The organism is Streptomyces sp. NBC_00104, from assembly GCF_045160825.1.
Taxonomy (GTDB): domain Bacteria; phylum Actinomycetota; class Actinomycetes; order Streptomycetales; family Streptomycetaceae; genus Streptomyces.
Genome location: NZ_CP108215.1, coordinates 7,221,003 through 7,235,684, shown reverse-complemented (window position 1 = coordinate 7,235,684; position 14,682 = coordinate 7,221,003). Strand labels below are relative to the sequence as shown.

Sequence of the window (14,682 nt, the reverse complement as noted above, 5' to 3'; positions counted from 1 at the left end):
CGAGGGCGCCGGGCCGTTTCTTCTCGGAAGTCGCACAACGATGCGCAAACCCCACATTCCTTCCGGGATTCATCCATTCTCCCTTGGAATCCGCCGGGATCCGGCCATGATCACCCCTCGATCACACCCTGAATGAACGCTTCCGCGCTCACCGTCACGCTGTCGTCCGGCTGCGGAGAGTAGTTGTGGCACGCCGATGTACGCAGCATCACTCACGAAGGGTTATGGTGGAAACCCCCCCTCGGGCCGGTCCGTCTCCCCCCCACGGACCGGCCCGTTTTTTTGCCCGTGAGCCGGCCCTCCGGGGAGGGCGCTCCGTCGGGCCCGGGGCCCGCCCCAACCCCGTACACCCCTTGGCGGAGTTGGCCTCCAGCCCCGGTAGGCTCTGCCAACCAAGGGGACTGCCACCGCACCGGAGGGGCTGGAAGACGTGAACCTGCGCGACAAACTGCGCGGCCTGCTGGTCAGGGTCTACGCACGCAGGGTCGAGGGCCACCTCGACCACGCCCAGGTGCCCAAGCACATCGGCGTCATCATGGACGGCAACCGGCGCTGGGCGAAGGCAGCGGGCTCCACGACCGCGCAGGGACACCGCGCCGGCGCGCACAAGATCGAGGAGTTCCTCGGCTGGTGCACCGAGACGGATGTGAAGGTCGTCACCCTCTGGCTGTTCTCCACGGACAACTTCGGCCGCCCCCAGGAAGAACTGGTCCCCCTCTTCGGGATCATCGAGGACGTCGTCCGCACCCTCGCCGCCGACGGCCGCTGGCGGGTGCACCACGTGGGCACGCTGGACCAGCTGCCCGGGCAGCTGCAGACCGCGCTGAAGGAGTCCGAGGAGTCCACCGCGGACGTCGACGGAATACTGGTCAACGTCGCCATCGGGTACGGCGGCCGCCAGGAGATCGCCGACGCCGTACGGTCCATGGTCCAGGACGCGCACGAGAAGGGCACCTCGATGGAGGAGCTCGCCGAGAAGGTCTCCGTCGACCTGATCGGCAGCCACCTGTACACCGGCGACCAGCCCGACCCGGATCTGGTGATCCGGACGAGCGGCGAGCAGCGGCTGTCCGGATTCATGCTCTGGCAGACCGCGCACTCCGAGTACTACTTCTGCGACGTCTTCTGGCCGGCCTTCCGGAAGGTCGACTTCCTGCGGGCCCTGCGGGACTACGCGGCGCGCGGCCGCCGCTACGGAAGCTGAAATTCCGTATTACGGGTGAGGGGCGCACCACCACCATCGGGACAGAAGTAACGAGGAGTTCACCGGAGCGCCGTCGTACCGCTTGGCATGGCGGCGCATGTTCGAGGGCATAAGCCAGTCAGGTCGACACCCGAACCACGGGTGTCGGATCTCAGCGGGCGGCTCGGGGCCGTCCGCCCGGGAGGCCCTTTGCACCAGCCCGATCGTGCGGTCACAGCACGGACGAAGCAGCGGAGGGCCGGTCACCGGCCCGTGCAACGGCGCCGACGACCGGCCCAGTTCGAACCCGTCGCTCCCCGACCTCATCCGAGGGGGTACGTCCTTCCGTGGTGACCAGCACAAAGCGCCGTATGCCAGACCGGCGCACCTACGTCCTCGACACCAGCGTCCTGCTGGCCGACCCGAATGCTTTGAGCCGCTTCGACGAGCACGAAGTCGTGCTGCCGATCGTCGTGGTCACGGAGCTGGAGGCGAAGAGGCACCATCCCGAGCTCGGCTACTTCGCCCGGCAGGCCCTGCGCCTGCTCGACGAGTTCCGGGTCCGGCACGGCCGCCTCGACGCCCCCATCCCGATCGGGGAGCTCGGCGGGACCGTGAGGGTCGAGCTCAATCACTCGGATCCCAGTGTGCTGCCCAGCGGCTACCGCCTGGGGGACAACGACTCCCGGATCCTCGCGGTGGCCCGCAACCTGCAGGCCGAGGGCTTCGACGTCACGGTGGTGTCGAAGGACCTGCCCCTCAGGATCAAGGCGTCCTCCGTGGGCCTCCTCGCCGAGGAGTACCGCGCGGAGCTGGCCATCACGGACGCCTCCGGGTGGACCGGGATGTCCGAGCTGACCCTGCCGGGCGAACAGGTCGACATCCTCTTCGAGGAAGGGTCGATCTATGTCCCCGAGGCGAGCACGCTGCCCGTGCACACCGGCCTGACGATCCAGTCGGAGCGCGGCAAGGCACTGGGCCGGGTGACGCCCGAGGGCAACATCCGCCTCGTGCGGGGCGACCGGGAGGCGTTCGGCATCAAGGGCCGCAGCGCGGAGCAGCGCATCGCGCTGGATCTGCTGCTCGACCCGGACGTCGGCATCCTGTCGATGGGCGGCCGGGCCGGCACCGGCAAGTCGGCGCTCGCCCTGTGCGCGGGTCTGGAGGCCGTGCTCGAACGCCGTCAGCACCAGAAGGTGATGGTCTTCCGGCCGCTGTACGCGGTGGGCGGGCAGGAGCTCGGCTATCTGCCCGGCTCCGAGTCCGAGAAGATGAGCCCCTGGGCGCAGGCGGTCTTCGACACGCTCTCCGCGGTCACCAGCCGCGAGGTCATCGAGGAGATCACCGCACGCGGGATGCTGGAGGTCCTGCCGCTCACGCACATCCGTGGCCGTTCCCTGCACGACGCGTTCGTGATCGTGGACGAGGCACAGTCGCTGGAGCGGAACGTCCTGCTGACCGTTCTGTCCCGGATCGGCGCGAATTCGCGCGTCGTTCTGACCCATGACGTGGCCCAGCGCGACAACCTGCGCGTCGGCCGCTACGACGGTGTCGTCGCCGTGGTCGAGAAGCTGAAGGGCCATCCGCTCTTCGCCCACGTCACGTTGACGAGGTCCGAACGGTCCCAGATCGCGGCCCTTGTGACCGAAATGCTGGAGGACGGGCAGATTTAGCCCCAACCCCTGGGCGCCGTCCGGCAAAAGGCTCAGCAGCCTAGCCGGGCGGCGCCTCGGCGTGTGTGGCTTTCCTGGAATCTCCGGCGTCAAACGAGGTGTGAGCTTTCACACTCACCACTGAATTGCCTCGCGGTGCCGGGTTACGGCAGAGTCTCATTCCTGTCAGGCCCCGCATACGACACACCTGTACCCCCAGCGGTACGGAACCACAGCAGCATCAGATCAACTCCATAGCGTCGTCGTATGCCGCCCGCGCACCACGCGGCGCTCCCCGCAAAGGAGTTGCCCACCGGGCCCGCGCCTCCGTGACCCCGCAGTTGGGAGGCCAGCGTCAAGGGCACGATTGCGTCCGCCAGGGTCACCGAGGCGGACGATGCTGGAAGGAAACCGTGTGAGCCGGATTTCGGTCCGGGGATTCGCAGTGGCCTCGGCCACCGCGGTCACCGCAGTCGGCAGTGTCGTCGGAGTTGCCTCGGGCAGCACCGCCCAGACGACGACTGACGACGCCGAGGCGGTCGCGAACGACACCACGTTGCTCGCTGACATACCTGTGGGCCAGCAGGCTCAGGTACAGACCGCGTCCCTGAGTGCCCAGGCCGATGCCCAGGCCATCGCCGCCGACGCGAGCGCCCGCAAGGACGCCGAGGAGACCGCCCGTAAGAAGGCGGCCCAGGACGCGATCGACAAGCAGGAGGCGGCGGAGAAGGCCGAGCAGGAGCGGAAGGCGAAGGAAGCGGCGGCGGCCGAAGCCGAGTCGAAGTCCGCGGCCGCCGGTTCGCTCGGTGACATCCCCACGCAGAGCTCGTACACCATCGCCGAGATCCAGGCGATGGCGAAGGCGGTCGTGGCCAGCGACCAGTGGACGTGCTTCAGCAACATCGTGAACCACGAGTCCACCTGGAACTACAAGGCCGTCAACCCCTCCTCGGGTGCCTACGGTCTCTTCCAGGCGCTGCCCGCCGGCAAGTACTCCTCCGCCGGTTCCGACTGGCGGACCAACCCGGCCACGCAGATCAAGTGGGGCCTGAACTACATGGAATCGCGCTACGGCAGCCCGTGCGAGGCCTGGTCCTTCTGGCAGGCCAACCAGTGGTACTAGGACGGTCGGCCGGCGGGTGACATCCGCCCGCCGCTCAACCTTCCCGAGCCCTCCACCGTCCTTCGGTGGGGGGCTTCGGCCATGTACGGTCGAAGCCGCCGTGAGCGATCGCGGCCTCCGGGAGGAGTGGTGACCAACAGGGGCGACGGGGGAAGAGGACGGATGATGTCGCGAGTTCCTGGGTGGCTCGGCCGGCTCGGCGCCGGGCTGAGCGGGTGGAGCGAGCGGTTGGAGCGACGCCGGGCCGAGATCGAGTCGGCGGCGGAGCGCCCGGACGACGGCGAGGACGCCGCCGCGGGGCGCCGCCGCGACGACGGCACGGGCGGCTCCGACAACGGCCCCGACACCCCCAAGGAGACCACCGGGAACGGGGGCGGGGGCGTCGACGACGGTACGGGCGGCTCTCCGGGCCCACCCGCCGGTGCTCGGGACCGGACGGCCGCCCCGGTGCTCCCCACCCGGCCGGACCCCGCCTCAGCGGTGCCCTGGGGCATGCGGGTGGCGGCCGAGGCCGGATGGCGGCTGCTCGTGCTCGCGGGCACCGTCTGGGTGTTGATGCGGGTCATCAGCTCCGTACGGCTGCTGGTGCTGTCGTTCACCGCCGCCCTGCTCATCACCGCCGTGCTCCAGCCGACCGTGGCACGGCTGACCCGGCTCGGCGTACCGCGCGGTCTCGCCACCGCGCTGACCGCCGCCCTCGGCTTCGTCGTCATGGGACTGATCGGCTGGTTCGTCACCTGGCAGGTCATGGAGAACATCGACGACCTCTCCGACCAGATCCAGGACGGCATCGACGAGTTGCAGCGCTGGCTGCTCGACAGCCCGTTCCACGTCACCGAGAACCAGATCAACGACATCGCCAAGAACCTCCGCGAGGCGATCAGCGACAACACGGACACGATCACCTCGGCGGGGCTGGAGGGCGTGACCGTCGTCGTCGAGGCGCTCACCGGCATCCTCCTGACGATGTTCTCCACGCTGTTCCTCCTCTACGACGGCAAGCGCATCTGGCAGTGGACCCTGAAGCTGGTGCCGTCGGCGGCCCGGCCGGGGGTCTCGGCGGCCGGACCCCGGGCCTGGCAGACGCTGACGGCGTATGTACGCGGCACGGTGGTCGTGGCGCTGATCGACGCGATCTTCATCGGCCTGGGGATCTACTTCCTGGACGTGCCGATGGCGGTCCCGCTGGCCGTGTTCATCTTCCTGTTCTCCTTCATCCCGCTGGTGGGTGCGGTCGTCTCGGGCGCGCTGGCGGTCGTCGTGGCGCTGGTGACACAGGGCGTCTTCACGGCCGTCATGACGCTGGCCGTCGTGCTCGCCGTCCAGCAGATCGAGGGGCACATCCTCCAGCCGTTCATCCTCGGGCGTGCCGTACGGGTGCATCCCCTGGCCGTCGTCCTGGCCGTCGCCGCCGGCGGCATGATCGCGGGGATCGGGGGTGCGGTGGTGGCCGTGCCGTTGGTCGCGGTCACGAACACGGTGGTGGGGTCGTTGCGGGCGTACGCGGACGAGCACGGGCGAGCGCGGCCGTAGGCGGCCGGGCGGGCGCGGCCCTATGCGGCCGGGCAGGTCGGGCGAGCGCGGCCCTAGGCGGCCGGGCGTTCGTGGTGGAGGAGTACGACTCCGTTGCCGAAGGTGTGGGTCCCGATCAGGCGTAGGCCGGTCGGGGCCTCGGTGACGGCCGCCGGGAAGAGGCGCTTGCCCGCCCCCAGGAGCACGGGGTGGACGTAGAGCCGGAACTCGTCGACCAGGTCGTGCCGCATGAACTCGGCCGCCAGTTCGGCGCCGCCCACGGCGAGGTCGCCGCCGTCCTGCGCCTTGAGCGCCTCGATGTCCCGCACGACGACGTCCCGGACGATCGTCGTGTGCCACTGTGCGTGCTGGAGGGTCCGCGAGAAGACCAGCTTCGGCATGTTCCGCCAGATCGCGGCGAAGTCGGCGACGGGGCGTGAGGCCGCGGGGTCCCGGTCGGCCGTGGGCCAGTAGGCGGCCATCATCTCGTAGCTGACGCGGCCGTCGAGGAAGGCGCCCATCTTCCTGAGCACGTCGTTGAAGTGCGTGTGCAGTTCGTCGTCGACCAGGTGCCAGCCGAGCTCACGGTTCGGGCCCTCCATGTATCCGTCGAGGGACACGGACATCATCAGGACGATCTTTCGCATGGCGGCGGCTCCCGGTCCTCACTGCGTCGGCTTGTCTCGGATTTTGCCCGTTCGGCTCGTCTTGGCATCTTTCGGCACGCCTTGGCCTGCCTCCACTCGGCAGGAACAGGACCCCCTGCGCAACGGCCGGCACCGGTTCTCGGCGGGCGGCGGCGCGGGTGACCGCGGAGGAGTATCCCGCCGTACTCGGCCTCCTCATCCGGGGCCTGGCGACGCAGTCCGGGTTCGCCGACAACGCCCGGGAGATCCTGCGGCATGTCGGCCACCCGCATCCCGAGGTCCGCGCGGCGGTCGCCTTCGCCTTCGAGGGCTCCACGGACCACGAGGACCACGAGGACCACAAGGACCGCGAAGCCCTCCAAGACGTGCTCACGCTGGCCCGCGACCCGTACGCCGAGGTACGCCGAGGTACGCCGCCACGCCGTCGCCCACCTGTCCGGCCTCATCGGCCGGCCGCCAGCCGTCCACGCCGCCGTTCACACCGCTCTCCGGCGCGCCCTGTACGACCCTGACCCGGACGTACGTCGTCCATGACGCGCGGCCTACGCGCTGGGGGTGCTCGATACCGGGCGCCCGCTGCCCTTCCGCGCCGAGCGGATCCTCGTCCGGCGCTATCTCGACGACTCATGCGAGACCCGGTACTACGCGCGTGCGTACCGGGTCATCGAGCGGTTCATCGAGCGGTGGCCTCGGGAGCACTTCCGGGACGTACGGGATTCGTTGCCGGAGTGAGGCGACGAGGTGGTCATCAGCTCTGTTCGCTGTTCTGTTCCCTGTCGGATTCCGTGTCCGTCGTGGTGCGGGGGAAGGAGACCTCGACCCGGCGGTTCTTCTTGCGGCCCTCCTCGGAGGAGTTGTCGGCGATGGGGTAGTCCTCGCTGTAGCCGCGTACCTCGAAGGTGACGTTGCCGCCCAGGTCGGCGGCGAGGAGGTCGTGGACGGCCTCCGCGCGCTTCTTGGAGAGGGTCAGGCCGTGGGCGTACGAGCCGAGGTTGTCCGTGAAGCCGAAGACGCGGATCGTGCCCGCGCTCTGTTTCTTGATCTCCTCCGCGATCACCTGGATACGGGATTGGGCCTGGGGGTTCAGTTTCGCGCTGTCCTTCGGAAAGAGGACCTCCGCCTGGAGCGCGAACGTCACGTTCTCGTTCGTGTCCTCCCGGCGCTCCTCGCCGCCGAGGTCCTCCACGACCGACTTGATGTCCAGCACCTTGGCGGGGGCGAGCGTGGCCCCCTGGGCGAGCTTCAGGCCCGGGCTGTTCGCGTCCACCTCCGGGGGTGGGGAGGTGGTGACGGTGCCCGGGGGTTCGCTCGGGTCGTCCGCGGCGTGCGCGGGCGTCGCGAGGGTGAGGGCGGCAAGGACCGCCACGGCTACGGCCAGCGCCGCGGTGCCCGTGGTCGCGGTGCGTGGGGTGGGGGCGGTCATCGTCACGTCACTCGTCCTCGGAGAGTTCGATCGTGGCGGGGGGCATGGAGCCGACCTGGAAGTCTACGGAGGTGGTGGATTCGGGGGGAGCGGGGAATTGGGCGAACCAGTCGGTGGTCGCGCCCGTCCTCACGCCGCCGGTGAACCTCGTGCACAGGCAACGGCCTTCCGTGTCACGGAGGACGAGGTACTTCTTCTTGCCCGTCTGATCGACCAGGTTCGCGCCCGCGATGGAGCCGCCGTTCTTGACCAGTTCGCTTTCTTCGCCCCGCCACTCCGCGCCGACCCACGGTTTGCCGGTGCCGTTGGTCACCGTGCCCTCGACCGTGACGAAGCCACCACCGTCCCGGGCTGCCGATGTGACCTTCAGCGTCAGACCACCGGCCTTGACCTCGGCCAGGACTGACTCCGTGGTGGGGGCTTCGGACTCCTGCTTGTCGTCATCTCCGTTGTCCTTGGACGGCGTCGACGAGGACTCCGTGTTCGACGACTTGTCATCGGCCCCTCCCCCACCACAGCCGGCCACCGTGAGAACCAGCCCGGTGGCGATCGTCACCGTGGACAGAACCATGCGGCCCTTCATGGTGTACCGGAACTTCATGGACACAGCTTCCTCTCACTCGGCCAGACGCACAGAGAACATCACAGACGCGTCGGGAAGGTCGTCCGGATCGAAATTTCCGGGGTCGATGTCCACGAGTTGGCCGTCGCAGTCCAGGGCCACGGGCTTCGTGGGGTCCGCATCCAGGGCGAAGTCGCAGCGCGGCTGAATGACTGCGGTGGCCTGGGCCGTGGCGGTCATGCTCTCGGTGCCGGGGATGATCGAGTCACCGACGGTGTAGCCCGTCTGAACTTCCACCTGGAAACCTGGAAAGCCGTTGACCTCGGTTGGTGCGGCACCACCGAGAACGGTCGACTCGTTCGCGGCAGCCAGTGCCTGCGCAGCGGCTGTGGCTCCTTCGCCGGGAAGCCCCGCCTCGGAGAGGTCCAGCCAGTCCAGCCAGTCGCCGCCCCCGTCGATGGCGTCGCCGAGGTCCAGCAAGAGGTCTTCTCGCGCTTGCTGTGCCGCGGCCAACGCCGCTGCGTCCGCTGCGGACTGGGCGCCATTGCGTGCGGAGGCCGCTTGGGCGAACGCGAAGAAGGCCAACGCCGTGAAAAGCAGAATGGTCGTCAGCCAGATGTAGATGGGCAGGGTGGATCCTCGGTCGTCGAACGACCGGGGGCCCGTCAGCCGCCGATGACGTTGGTCACGGCAGCGAGGATCGCACTCGAGATCAGCCCGTCCAGCCCCAGCCCATCGATCATCACGAAGATCCCCGCGACGATGATCATGATGCCCGCGTACTCCACGAACCCGGCGCCCGAGTCCCGTCCTTTCCCGCGCATGCGGGAGACGACTGTGGTCCTCCAGGTCTCGAAACGGTGCTTCACCTTCATGGCGGTTGCCTTCCCGCGCGATGCCGACCCCAACCGGATCACCGTACGTGAGACGGCACGTACCCGGGGTGGGTCCGGGGGCCCAACTTCCGTTGGTGGGGTGGGTCATCGGGGCCACCCCTCGGGGGTGGTGCCGAGCCAGTGGGCTATGGCTTCGCTGCGGGTTGAACTGTGCAGTTTCGCGAAGATGCGGTTGATGTGGTTCTTGACGGTCTTCTCGCTGATGAAGCAGGTGGCGGCGATCTGGCGGTTGTTCATGCCGGACGCGATGAGGTCCATCACCTCCACCTCCCTTGAACTCAGGCCGAAGGACGGACGGTTGGAACGGTCGAGGATGCGGCGGTGCAGTCGCGACGCATAGGTGGAGCGAGCCCTTGACGACTGTGCCATAACTGGTTGCAGCTGCGAAGTAGGGTCGTGACTTTCGTGTGAAGGTTCGTAGGAAACGCCGAGCGAAGTTGAGACATTCGGACAGACCCTCGCGGGGATCGTCGGGTGGCCCTCCCGCATGTTCCGTACCGCCGCGATCAGTTCGGGTGCCGTGAACTCGCCGTGGACCAGGTAGCCGGCCGCGCCCCGGCGCCGGGCCTCGGTCACGACCTCGGGTTCCGTGCTGTAGGTCAGCATCATCACGGGGCACAGAGCGGCCAGTTCGGGGAGTGCGGTGAGGCCGTCCGTGCCGGGCATGCGGACGTCGAGGAGGGCGACGTCCGGGCGGTGTCGGCGCGCTTCGTCCACCGCCTCCTCGCCGTTCGTGGCCTGGGCGACCACCGCTATGTCGGGGTGCGTGTCCAGGAGGGCCGTGAGGCCGGCGCGGACCACCGGGTTGTCGTCCGCGACGAGTACGCGGAGGGGTGGGCCGGGGCGTGCCTGGGGCTGGTCAGGCATGTGCGGCCTCCTGTCGGGGGGCTTCGGGGGTGGGCGGTGCGGGGAGCGGGAGGGCCAGGGATATTTCCGTACCGGTGGTGTCCGATCCCAGGTGCAGGGCCGCGCCTGTCCGGTCCGCGCGTTCCGCCATGCCCAGGAGGCCGAAGTGGCCGGATCTTTGCGCCTCTTCGAGGGTGAGGGCGGGTGGGAGGCCTACGCCGTCGTCCTTGATCGTGAGGTGGAGGGTGTCCGGGGTGATCTTCAGGGACACCTCCGCCGTTGTCGCCCGTGCGTGGCGGTGGATGTTCTCCAGGGCCTCCGACGTGATCGCCAGGAGGTGGTGGGTCGTTTCGGGCGGGAGGGGCGGGGGTTCCGCGCCCGTGTGGGTGAGGTGGGTGCGGAGGGAGGTGCGGGACTCGAAGTTCGCTGTCCGGGTGCGCAGTTCGGTCGTCAGGTCTGCGGGTGGGGTCGTCGTCAGGTCCGTGTGGCGGCGTAGGTCCGTGAGGAGGTCGCGGGATTCGGCGGCGGCTCGGCGGGCCGCCGACGCCACGAGGGTGGCCTGTCGTCTCAGGTGGGTGGGGTCGGGGGTGGCGTGGTCCGCCGAGGTGGCCAGGGCGTCCGCGGCGAGGGCCAGGCCGTGCAGGGTCTTGGCCACCGAGTCGTGGAGTTCGCGGGCCAGGCGGGCGCGTTCCGACTCCACGGCCTCCGCGACGGCCAGGCGGGACGTGGCTTCGGAGAGCGCCTGGGTGGCCGTGCCGAAGCGGAACATCAGGTTGCGGAGGGTTACGCCGATGATGCCGGCGGCGACGCAGAAGCCGGCGACGAGGAGGGTGCTCACGCCCGCGCCGGGGTGGTGTTCCCAGGCGCGGTGGACGGTGAGGAGGACGGCCAGTTGCAGACCGGTGAGGACGCCGGCGCCGCGCCAGCCGTAGAGGAGGCCGGAGAGGAGGGGGGTGCAGACCGTGGCGTAGGCGAGGGGGGAGGCCGGGGAGGCGGTGAGGAGGAGGACCGCGCCGAAGAGGAGGTCCAGGGCCATGAGGGTGGGGTGGGCGAGGAAGCGGGGGGCGAAGCGGTCCCAGTCCCTGAGCATGGCGTAGGAGACGGTGATGCCGAGGACGGCGGCGATGAGTACGGCGTGGGTCGGGGGGCCGTCCGTGGTGTTGGCCATGGCGAAGGGGGTGCCGATGGTGAGGGTGACGAGGCGGACGGCGAAGGTCTGGCGGGCCAGGGCCTGGAGGGCGTTGAGCTGGAGGCGGAGGGTGGCGGGGGGTGCGGCGTCGTCCGCCAGGTAGCCGGTGCTGGGGCCGGGCGGGGGTGGGGTGCGTCGGCCTTCGCCGGGGTCGGGCGGGGGTTGGAGGCGCTGGCCGGCGCTGACAGGGTGCCGCTGCGCCAACCCGCCCCTACTCTCGGCTTCGCTCGACCGGGGGGACCCCCATCGCCCCAGCGGCACGATGGCCCGCAGCCGGGTGAGCCGAATCGGCCGTCCGCGCCAGCTCCGCCGGGGTCCCATCAGCGGCCCAGGATGTCGCCGAAGTTGGTGCCCGAGCCGAGGAACATGCCCGTCGCGATGAGGATCATCGTGGCCGGGAGCATGAAGACCAGGGTCACCAGAGTTGCCTTGGGGATGGTGCGGGCGGCTCGGCGGCGGGCGTTCTGGGCGTCCGTGCGGCGCATGTCGGCGGCCAGTTGGATCAGGGTCTCGGCGATCGGGGAGCCCAGTTCCTCGCCCTGTTGGAGCGCCGAGACGAACTGGGCGACCTGCTCGGACGAGTTGCGTCTGCGGAGTTCGTCGAAGGCCTGGCGGCGACTGACGCCCATGTCCATCTGGCGGAGCGTGATGCGGAGTTCGTCGGCCCAGGGGCCCTCGTACTTCTCGGCGACCCGGTCCAGGGCCTGGCGGAAGCCCAGGCCGGCCGAGACGACGACGGCCAGGACGTCCAGGAAGTCCGGCAGGGTGCGGTCGATGACGTCCTTGCGTTCGCGGATGGCCTGCCAGATCGCCGCGTCGGCGGCGAGGAGGCCGAAGGCGAGGGTGAAGGCGGCGAAGAGAGGGCGGTCGCTGGTGAGGAAGACCAGGCCCATGAAGGCGCCGAAGAAGCCGTAGACGGCTCGGCGGGCGGCGTAGCGGTTGAGGGTGAGGCCGCCGGGGTTGCCCGCCATGTCGATGCGGCGGCGCTTGGCCTCGACCCGGCGGGGGCCCATCAGGCGCAGGACGAGGGGCGCGAAGCGCATGCCCAGACGGTCGACGGCCGAGCCGGTCTTCGAGACGCGGGTGGCGCCGACCTCCAGGGCGAGGGCCAGGTCGCTGGGGAGTTTCGCGTCGGCGCGGATCATACGGATGCCCAGCAGGGCGCCCGCCACCGCGACGGCCATCAGAAGGGCCAGGAGCAGGGGGAGCATCGACGTCGTCATGTCAGGTCACGGCCCCCTTCTCAGACTTCGATCTTGCCGAGGCGGCGGATGACGAAGAAACCGACCGTGTAGAGGCCGATCGAGATCAGGACCAGGGCCTGACCGAGGGGGGAGCCGGTCACCCGGGCCAGGGCGCCGTCGTTCGAGGAGTTGATCAGGAGGAGGGAGCCCAGGCCCAGGAGGGGGACGGTGAAGGCCGTCGCGTTGACCTCGGAGAGCATCGTGCGGACCTCGCGGCGGGTCTCCTTGCGGTCCTCCAGGGTCTGGGTCAGGTTGCGCAGCGAACTCACCACCGTGCCGCCCGCCTTGTTGGACAGGACGAGGGTGGTGACGAGGACGATCAGTTCGCGGGAGGGGAGGCGTTCGGCGAGTTCGCCCAGGGCGTCGTCGACCGAGCGGCCGAGCGCCAACTGGTCGGCCACCCGCGCCAGTTCCTCGCCCGCCGGGGCCTCCAGCTCCTCCGCCGCCATCGCCAGGGCCGTACGGAGCGCCAGGCCTGCGGCGGTGGCGTTGGCCAGGAGGCGGGCCACGTCCGGGAGTTGGTTGATGAAGGCCTCGATGCGTTTCTGGCGCTGCCAGTTGAGGAAGATGGCGGCTGCCCACACGCCGACGGCACCGGCGATCGGGCCGAAGAACGGGGCGAGGGTGGCGGCGGCGATCAGCCACAGGGCGACGACGACCATGGCGACGTACGTGGCGAACTCGCCCGCCGTCAGGTCGAGGCCCGTCGTCGTGAGCCGCAGGTGGATCGCGCGGCCGAGGCGGGTGCGGCGCAGTCGGCGGTCGACGGCCGTGAAACGTCGTACGCGGCCCGCCGCCGTGCGGAGCGGGCCCCCCTGGCTGCCCGCGAGACGGTCGACCAGGGCCTGGCGCTGGGCGCGGCCGGAGACGTACGTGTGCGCGCCCGCGACGGCGAGGGTGCCGCAGAGGACGGTGGCGCCGAGGGCCAGCAGGGTGGTGTTGTCCAGGTCCAGGGGTGCCTGGGCCTGGGTCGCCTGAGCCAGAGTTGCCTGGGCCAGGGTTGCCAGGGCTGTCGCCATGTTCGATCCTACCTCCTCGGGGCTCTCGGGCTATCCGATGGCCTGGCGGGTGTTGAGCGGGTCGATGGCCTCGGCCACGCCGTACGCGGGGGGCAGCGGCTCGTTGGCCACGTACAGCTTCTCCGCGACGGGGCGGGGTACCGGCAGGTGTTCGAAGCGGCCGTGGACGACGCGGTCGGCGCCGAGCGGGTCCGGGACGTAGCGGGAGACCGTGGCGATGCGGAACTGTTCACGGCCGTGCGAGACGAGCAGGGCGATCTCGGTGACCTTGCGGGAGCCGTCGGCGAAACGGGTGAGCTGGACGACGACGTCCACGGCCGAGTTGATCTGGTCCTTCAGTGCCTCGAAGGGGATGAGGACCTCGGACATCGAGCCGAGGGTCTGCAGGCGCATGAGCGCGTCCTCGGCGGAGTTGGCGTGGACCGTGGCGAGGGAGCCGTCGTGGCCGGTCGACATGGCCTGGAGCATGTCGAGGGTCTCGCCGCCGCGGACCTCGCCGACGATGATCCGGTCGGGGCGCATCCGCAGGGAGTTGCGGACCAGGTCGCGGATGGTGATCTGGCCCTTGCCCTCGATGTTGGCGGGCCTCGATTCCAGGCGGATGACGTGCTCCTGCTGGAGCTGGAGTTCCGCCGAGTCCTCGATGGTGATGATGCGTTCGCGGGACGGGATCAGGCCGGAGAGGGCGTTGAGGAGGGTCGTCTTTCCGGTGCCGGTACCACCGCTGACGATCACGTTGAAGCGGGCGCGGACGAAGGCGGCGAGGAGCATCAGCATCTGCTCGTCGAGGGAGCCGAGGTCGATGAGTTCCGGGAGGGTGTACGCGCGGGGGAAGCGGCGGATCGTGAGGGTCGGGCCGGTGAGGGCGAGCGGCGGGATGATCACGTTGACGCGCTCGCCGGTGGGGAGGCGGGCGTCGACCATGGGGTTCGACTCGTCGACGCGGCGGTTGACGGTCGAGACGATGCGTTCGATCGTCTGCATGAGCTGGTCGGTGGAGGCGAAGCGGAGCGGGAGCTGTTCGACGCGGCCGCCTCGCTCCACGAAGATCGAGTCCGGGCCGTTGACCATGATCTCGGTGACGGACGCGTCGGCGAGGAGTGGTTCGAGGACGCCCAGGCCGAGGGCCTCGTCCACGACCCTGCGGATGAGTTGGGAGCGTTCGGCGGAGGAGAGGACCGGGCCCTCTCGGCTGATGATGTGGCCGAGGACGCGTTCCAGGCGGGCCCTGCGGTCGGCGGCGGTCAGCGCCGACATCTCGGCCAGGTCGATCTCTTCGAGGAGCTTGGCGCGGTAGACGGCCACGAGGTGTCCGTCCTCGCGTCCGGTTCCCCCTTCGTCGGGGGCGGCGATACGGGATCGCAGGCTCATCTTCTGGTCAACTCC

At 69.7% G+C, this 14,682-nt stretch carries 16 protein-coding genes; 6 read left to right on the top strand and 10 right to left on the bottom strand.

Translation table 11 applies throughout. The features are described 5' to 3' along the window. Positions 1 to 430: 430 nt before the first annotated feature. The 4 genes from OG272_RS31890 (at position 431) to OG272_RS31875 (ending at position 5,491) form a co-directional block, all read left to right on the top strand. On the top strand, positions 431 to 1,204 hold the full coding sequence (locus tag OG272_RS31890) for an isoprenyl transferase (protein ID WP_326578051.1): 774 nt from the start codon (positions 431 to 433) through the stop codon (positions 1,202 to 1,204). A 326-nt stretch (positions 1,205 to 1,530) separates the two neighbouring features. Next, positions 1,531 to 2,856 (top strand): PhoH family protein, encoded by a 1,326-nt coding sequence (locus tag OG272_RS31885; protein ID WP_326578052.1) that lies wholly within the window; start codon positions 1,531 to 1,533, stop codon positions 2,854 to 2,856. A gap of 376 nt (positions 2,857 to 3,232) precedes the next feature. Next, positions 3,233 to 3,958 carry a transglycosylase SLT domain-containing protein gene (locus OG272_RS31880; protein ID WP_326578053.1) on the top strand — a complete coding sequence of 242 codons (726 nt, stop codon included), beginning with the start codon at positions 3,233 to 3,235 and terminating at the stop codon, positions 3,956 to 3,958. A gap of 165 nt (positions 3,959 to 4,123) precedes the next feature. Then, positions 4,124 to 5,491, top strand: a complete 1,368-nt coding sequence (locus OG272_RS31875) for an AI-2E family transporter (RefSeq protein ID WP_327727986.1) — start codon at positions 4,124 to 4,126, stop codon at positions 5,489 to 5,491. A gap of 53 nt (positions 5,492 to 5,544) precedes the next feature. On the opposite strand, the gene OG272_RS31870 is transcribed toward OG272_RS31875, so the two are convergent. After that, a complete protein-coding gene (locus tag OG272_RS31870) occupies positions 5,545 to 6,117 on the bottom strand; it encodes a dihydrofolate reductase family protein (protein WP_326578055.1) in 573 nt (190 codons plus the stop codon). A 158-nt stretch (positions 6,118 to 6,275) separates the two neighbouring features. Here OG272_RS31870 and OG272_RS31865 point away from each other — a divergent pair, with 158 nt between their 5' ends. Both OG272_RS31865 and OG272_RS31860 read left to right on the top strand, forming a co-directional pair. Beyond that, the gene (locus OG272_RS31865) at positions 6,276 to 6,629 is read left to right on the top strand and encodes a hypothetical protein (RefSeq protein ID WP_328223957.1); all 354 of its coding nucleotides are present in this window, start codon (positions 6,276 to 6,278) and stop codon (positions 6,627 to 6,629) included. Positions 6,630 to 6,672: 43 nt separating this feature from the next. Further along, a complete protein-coding gene (locus tag OG272_RS31860; RefSeq protein WP_327727988.1) occupies positions 6,673 to 6,849 on the top strand; it encodes a hypothetical protein in 177 nt (58 codons plus the stop codon). 16 nt (positions 6,850 to 6,865) lie between these two features. On the opposite strand, the gene OG272_RS31855 is transcribed toward OG272_RS31860, so the two are convergent. The 9 genes from OG272_RS31855 to OG272_RS31815 all read right to left on the bottom strand — a co-directional run bounded on the left by OG272_RS31855 (position 6,866) and on the right by OG272_RS31815 (position 14,667). After that, positions 6,866 to 7,540 carry an OmpA family protein gene (locus OG272_RS31855; RefSeq protein WP_405896101.1) on the bottom strand — a complete coding sequence of 225 codons (675 nt, stop codon included), beginning with the start codon at positions 7,538 to 7,540 and terminating at the stop codon, positions 6,866 to 6,868. 7 nt (positions 7,541 to 7,547) lie between these two features. Then, positions 7,548 to 8,141, bottom strand: a complete 594-nt coding sequence (locus tag OG272_RS31850) for a hypothetical protein (RefSeq protein WP_327727990.1) — start codon at positions 8,139 to 8,141, stop codon at positions 7,548 to 7,550. A gap of 15 nt (positions 8,142 to 8,156) precedes the next feature. Then, entirely contained in the window at positions 8,157 to 8,732 is a 576-nt protein-coding gene (locus OG272_RS31845; RefSeq protein WP_405896100.1) for a pilus assembly protein TadG-related protein, read from the bottom strand. A gap of 35 nt (positions 8,733 to 8,767) precedes the next feature. Next, the gene (locus OG272_RS31840; protein ID WP_327732129.1) at positions 8,768 to 8,977 is read right to left on the bottom strand and encodes a hypothetical protein; all 210 of its coding nucleotides are present in this window, start codon (positions 8,975 to 8,977) and stop codon (positions 8,768 to 8,770) included. Positions 8,978 to 9,082: 105 nt separating this feature from the next. Beyond that, positions 9,083 to 9,865, bottom strand: a complete 783-nt coding sequence (locus tag OG272_RS31835; RefSeq protein ID WP_326578059.1) for a response regulator transcription factor — start codon at positions 9,863 to 9,865, stop codon at positions 9,083 to 9,085. Then, the gene (locus tag OG272_RS31830; protein ID WP_405895341.1) at positions 9,858 to 11,237 is read right to left on the bottom strand and encodes a sensor histidine kinase; all 1,380 of its coding nucleotides are present in this window, start codon (positions 11,235 to 11,237) and stop codon (positions 9,858 to 9,860) included. The genes OG272_RS31835 and OG272_RS31830 overlap by 8 nt, the downstream gene beginning before the upstream one ends. A 116-nt stretch (positions 11,238 to 11,353) precedes the next feature. After that, entirely contained in the window at positions 11,354 to 12,256 is a 903-nt protein-coding gene (locus OG272_RS31825; protein ID WP_326578061.1) for a DUF5936 domain-containing protein, read from the bottom strand. A 20-nt stretch (positions 12,257 to 12,276) separates the two neighbouring features. Continuing rightward, the gene (locus OG272_RS31820; protein ID WP_405895340.1) at positions 12,277 to 13,296 is read right to left on the bottom strand and encodes a type II secretion system F family protein; all 1,020 of its coding nucleotides are present in this window, start codon (positions 13,294 to 13,296) and stop codon (positions 12,277 to 12,279) included. Positions 13,297 to 13,326: 30 nt separating this feature from the next. Continuing rightward, positions 13,327 to 14,667, bottom strand: a complete 1,341-nt coding sequence (locus tag OG272_RS31815; RefSeq protein WP_326578062.1) for a CpaF family protein — start codon at positions 14,665 to 14,667, stop codon at positions 13,327 to 13,329. Between the last annotated feature and the right edge of the window lie 15 nt (positions 14,668 to 14,682).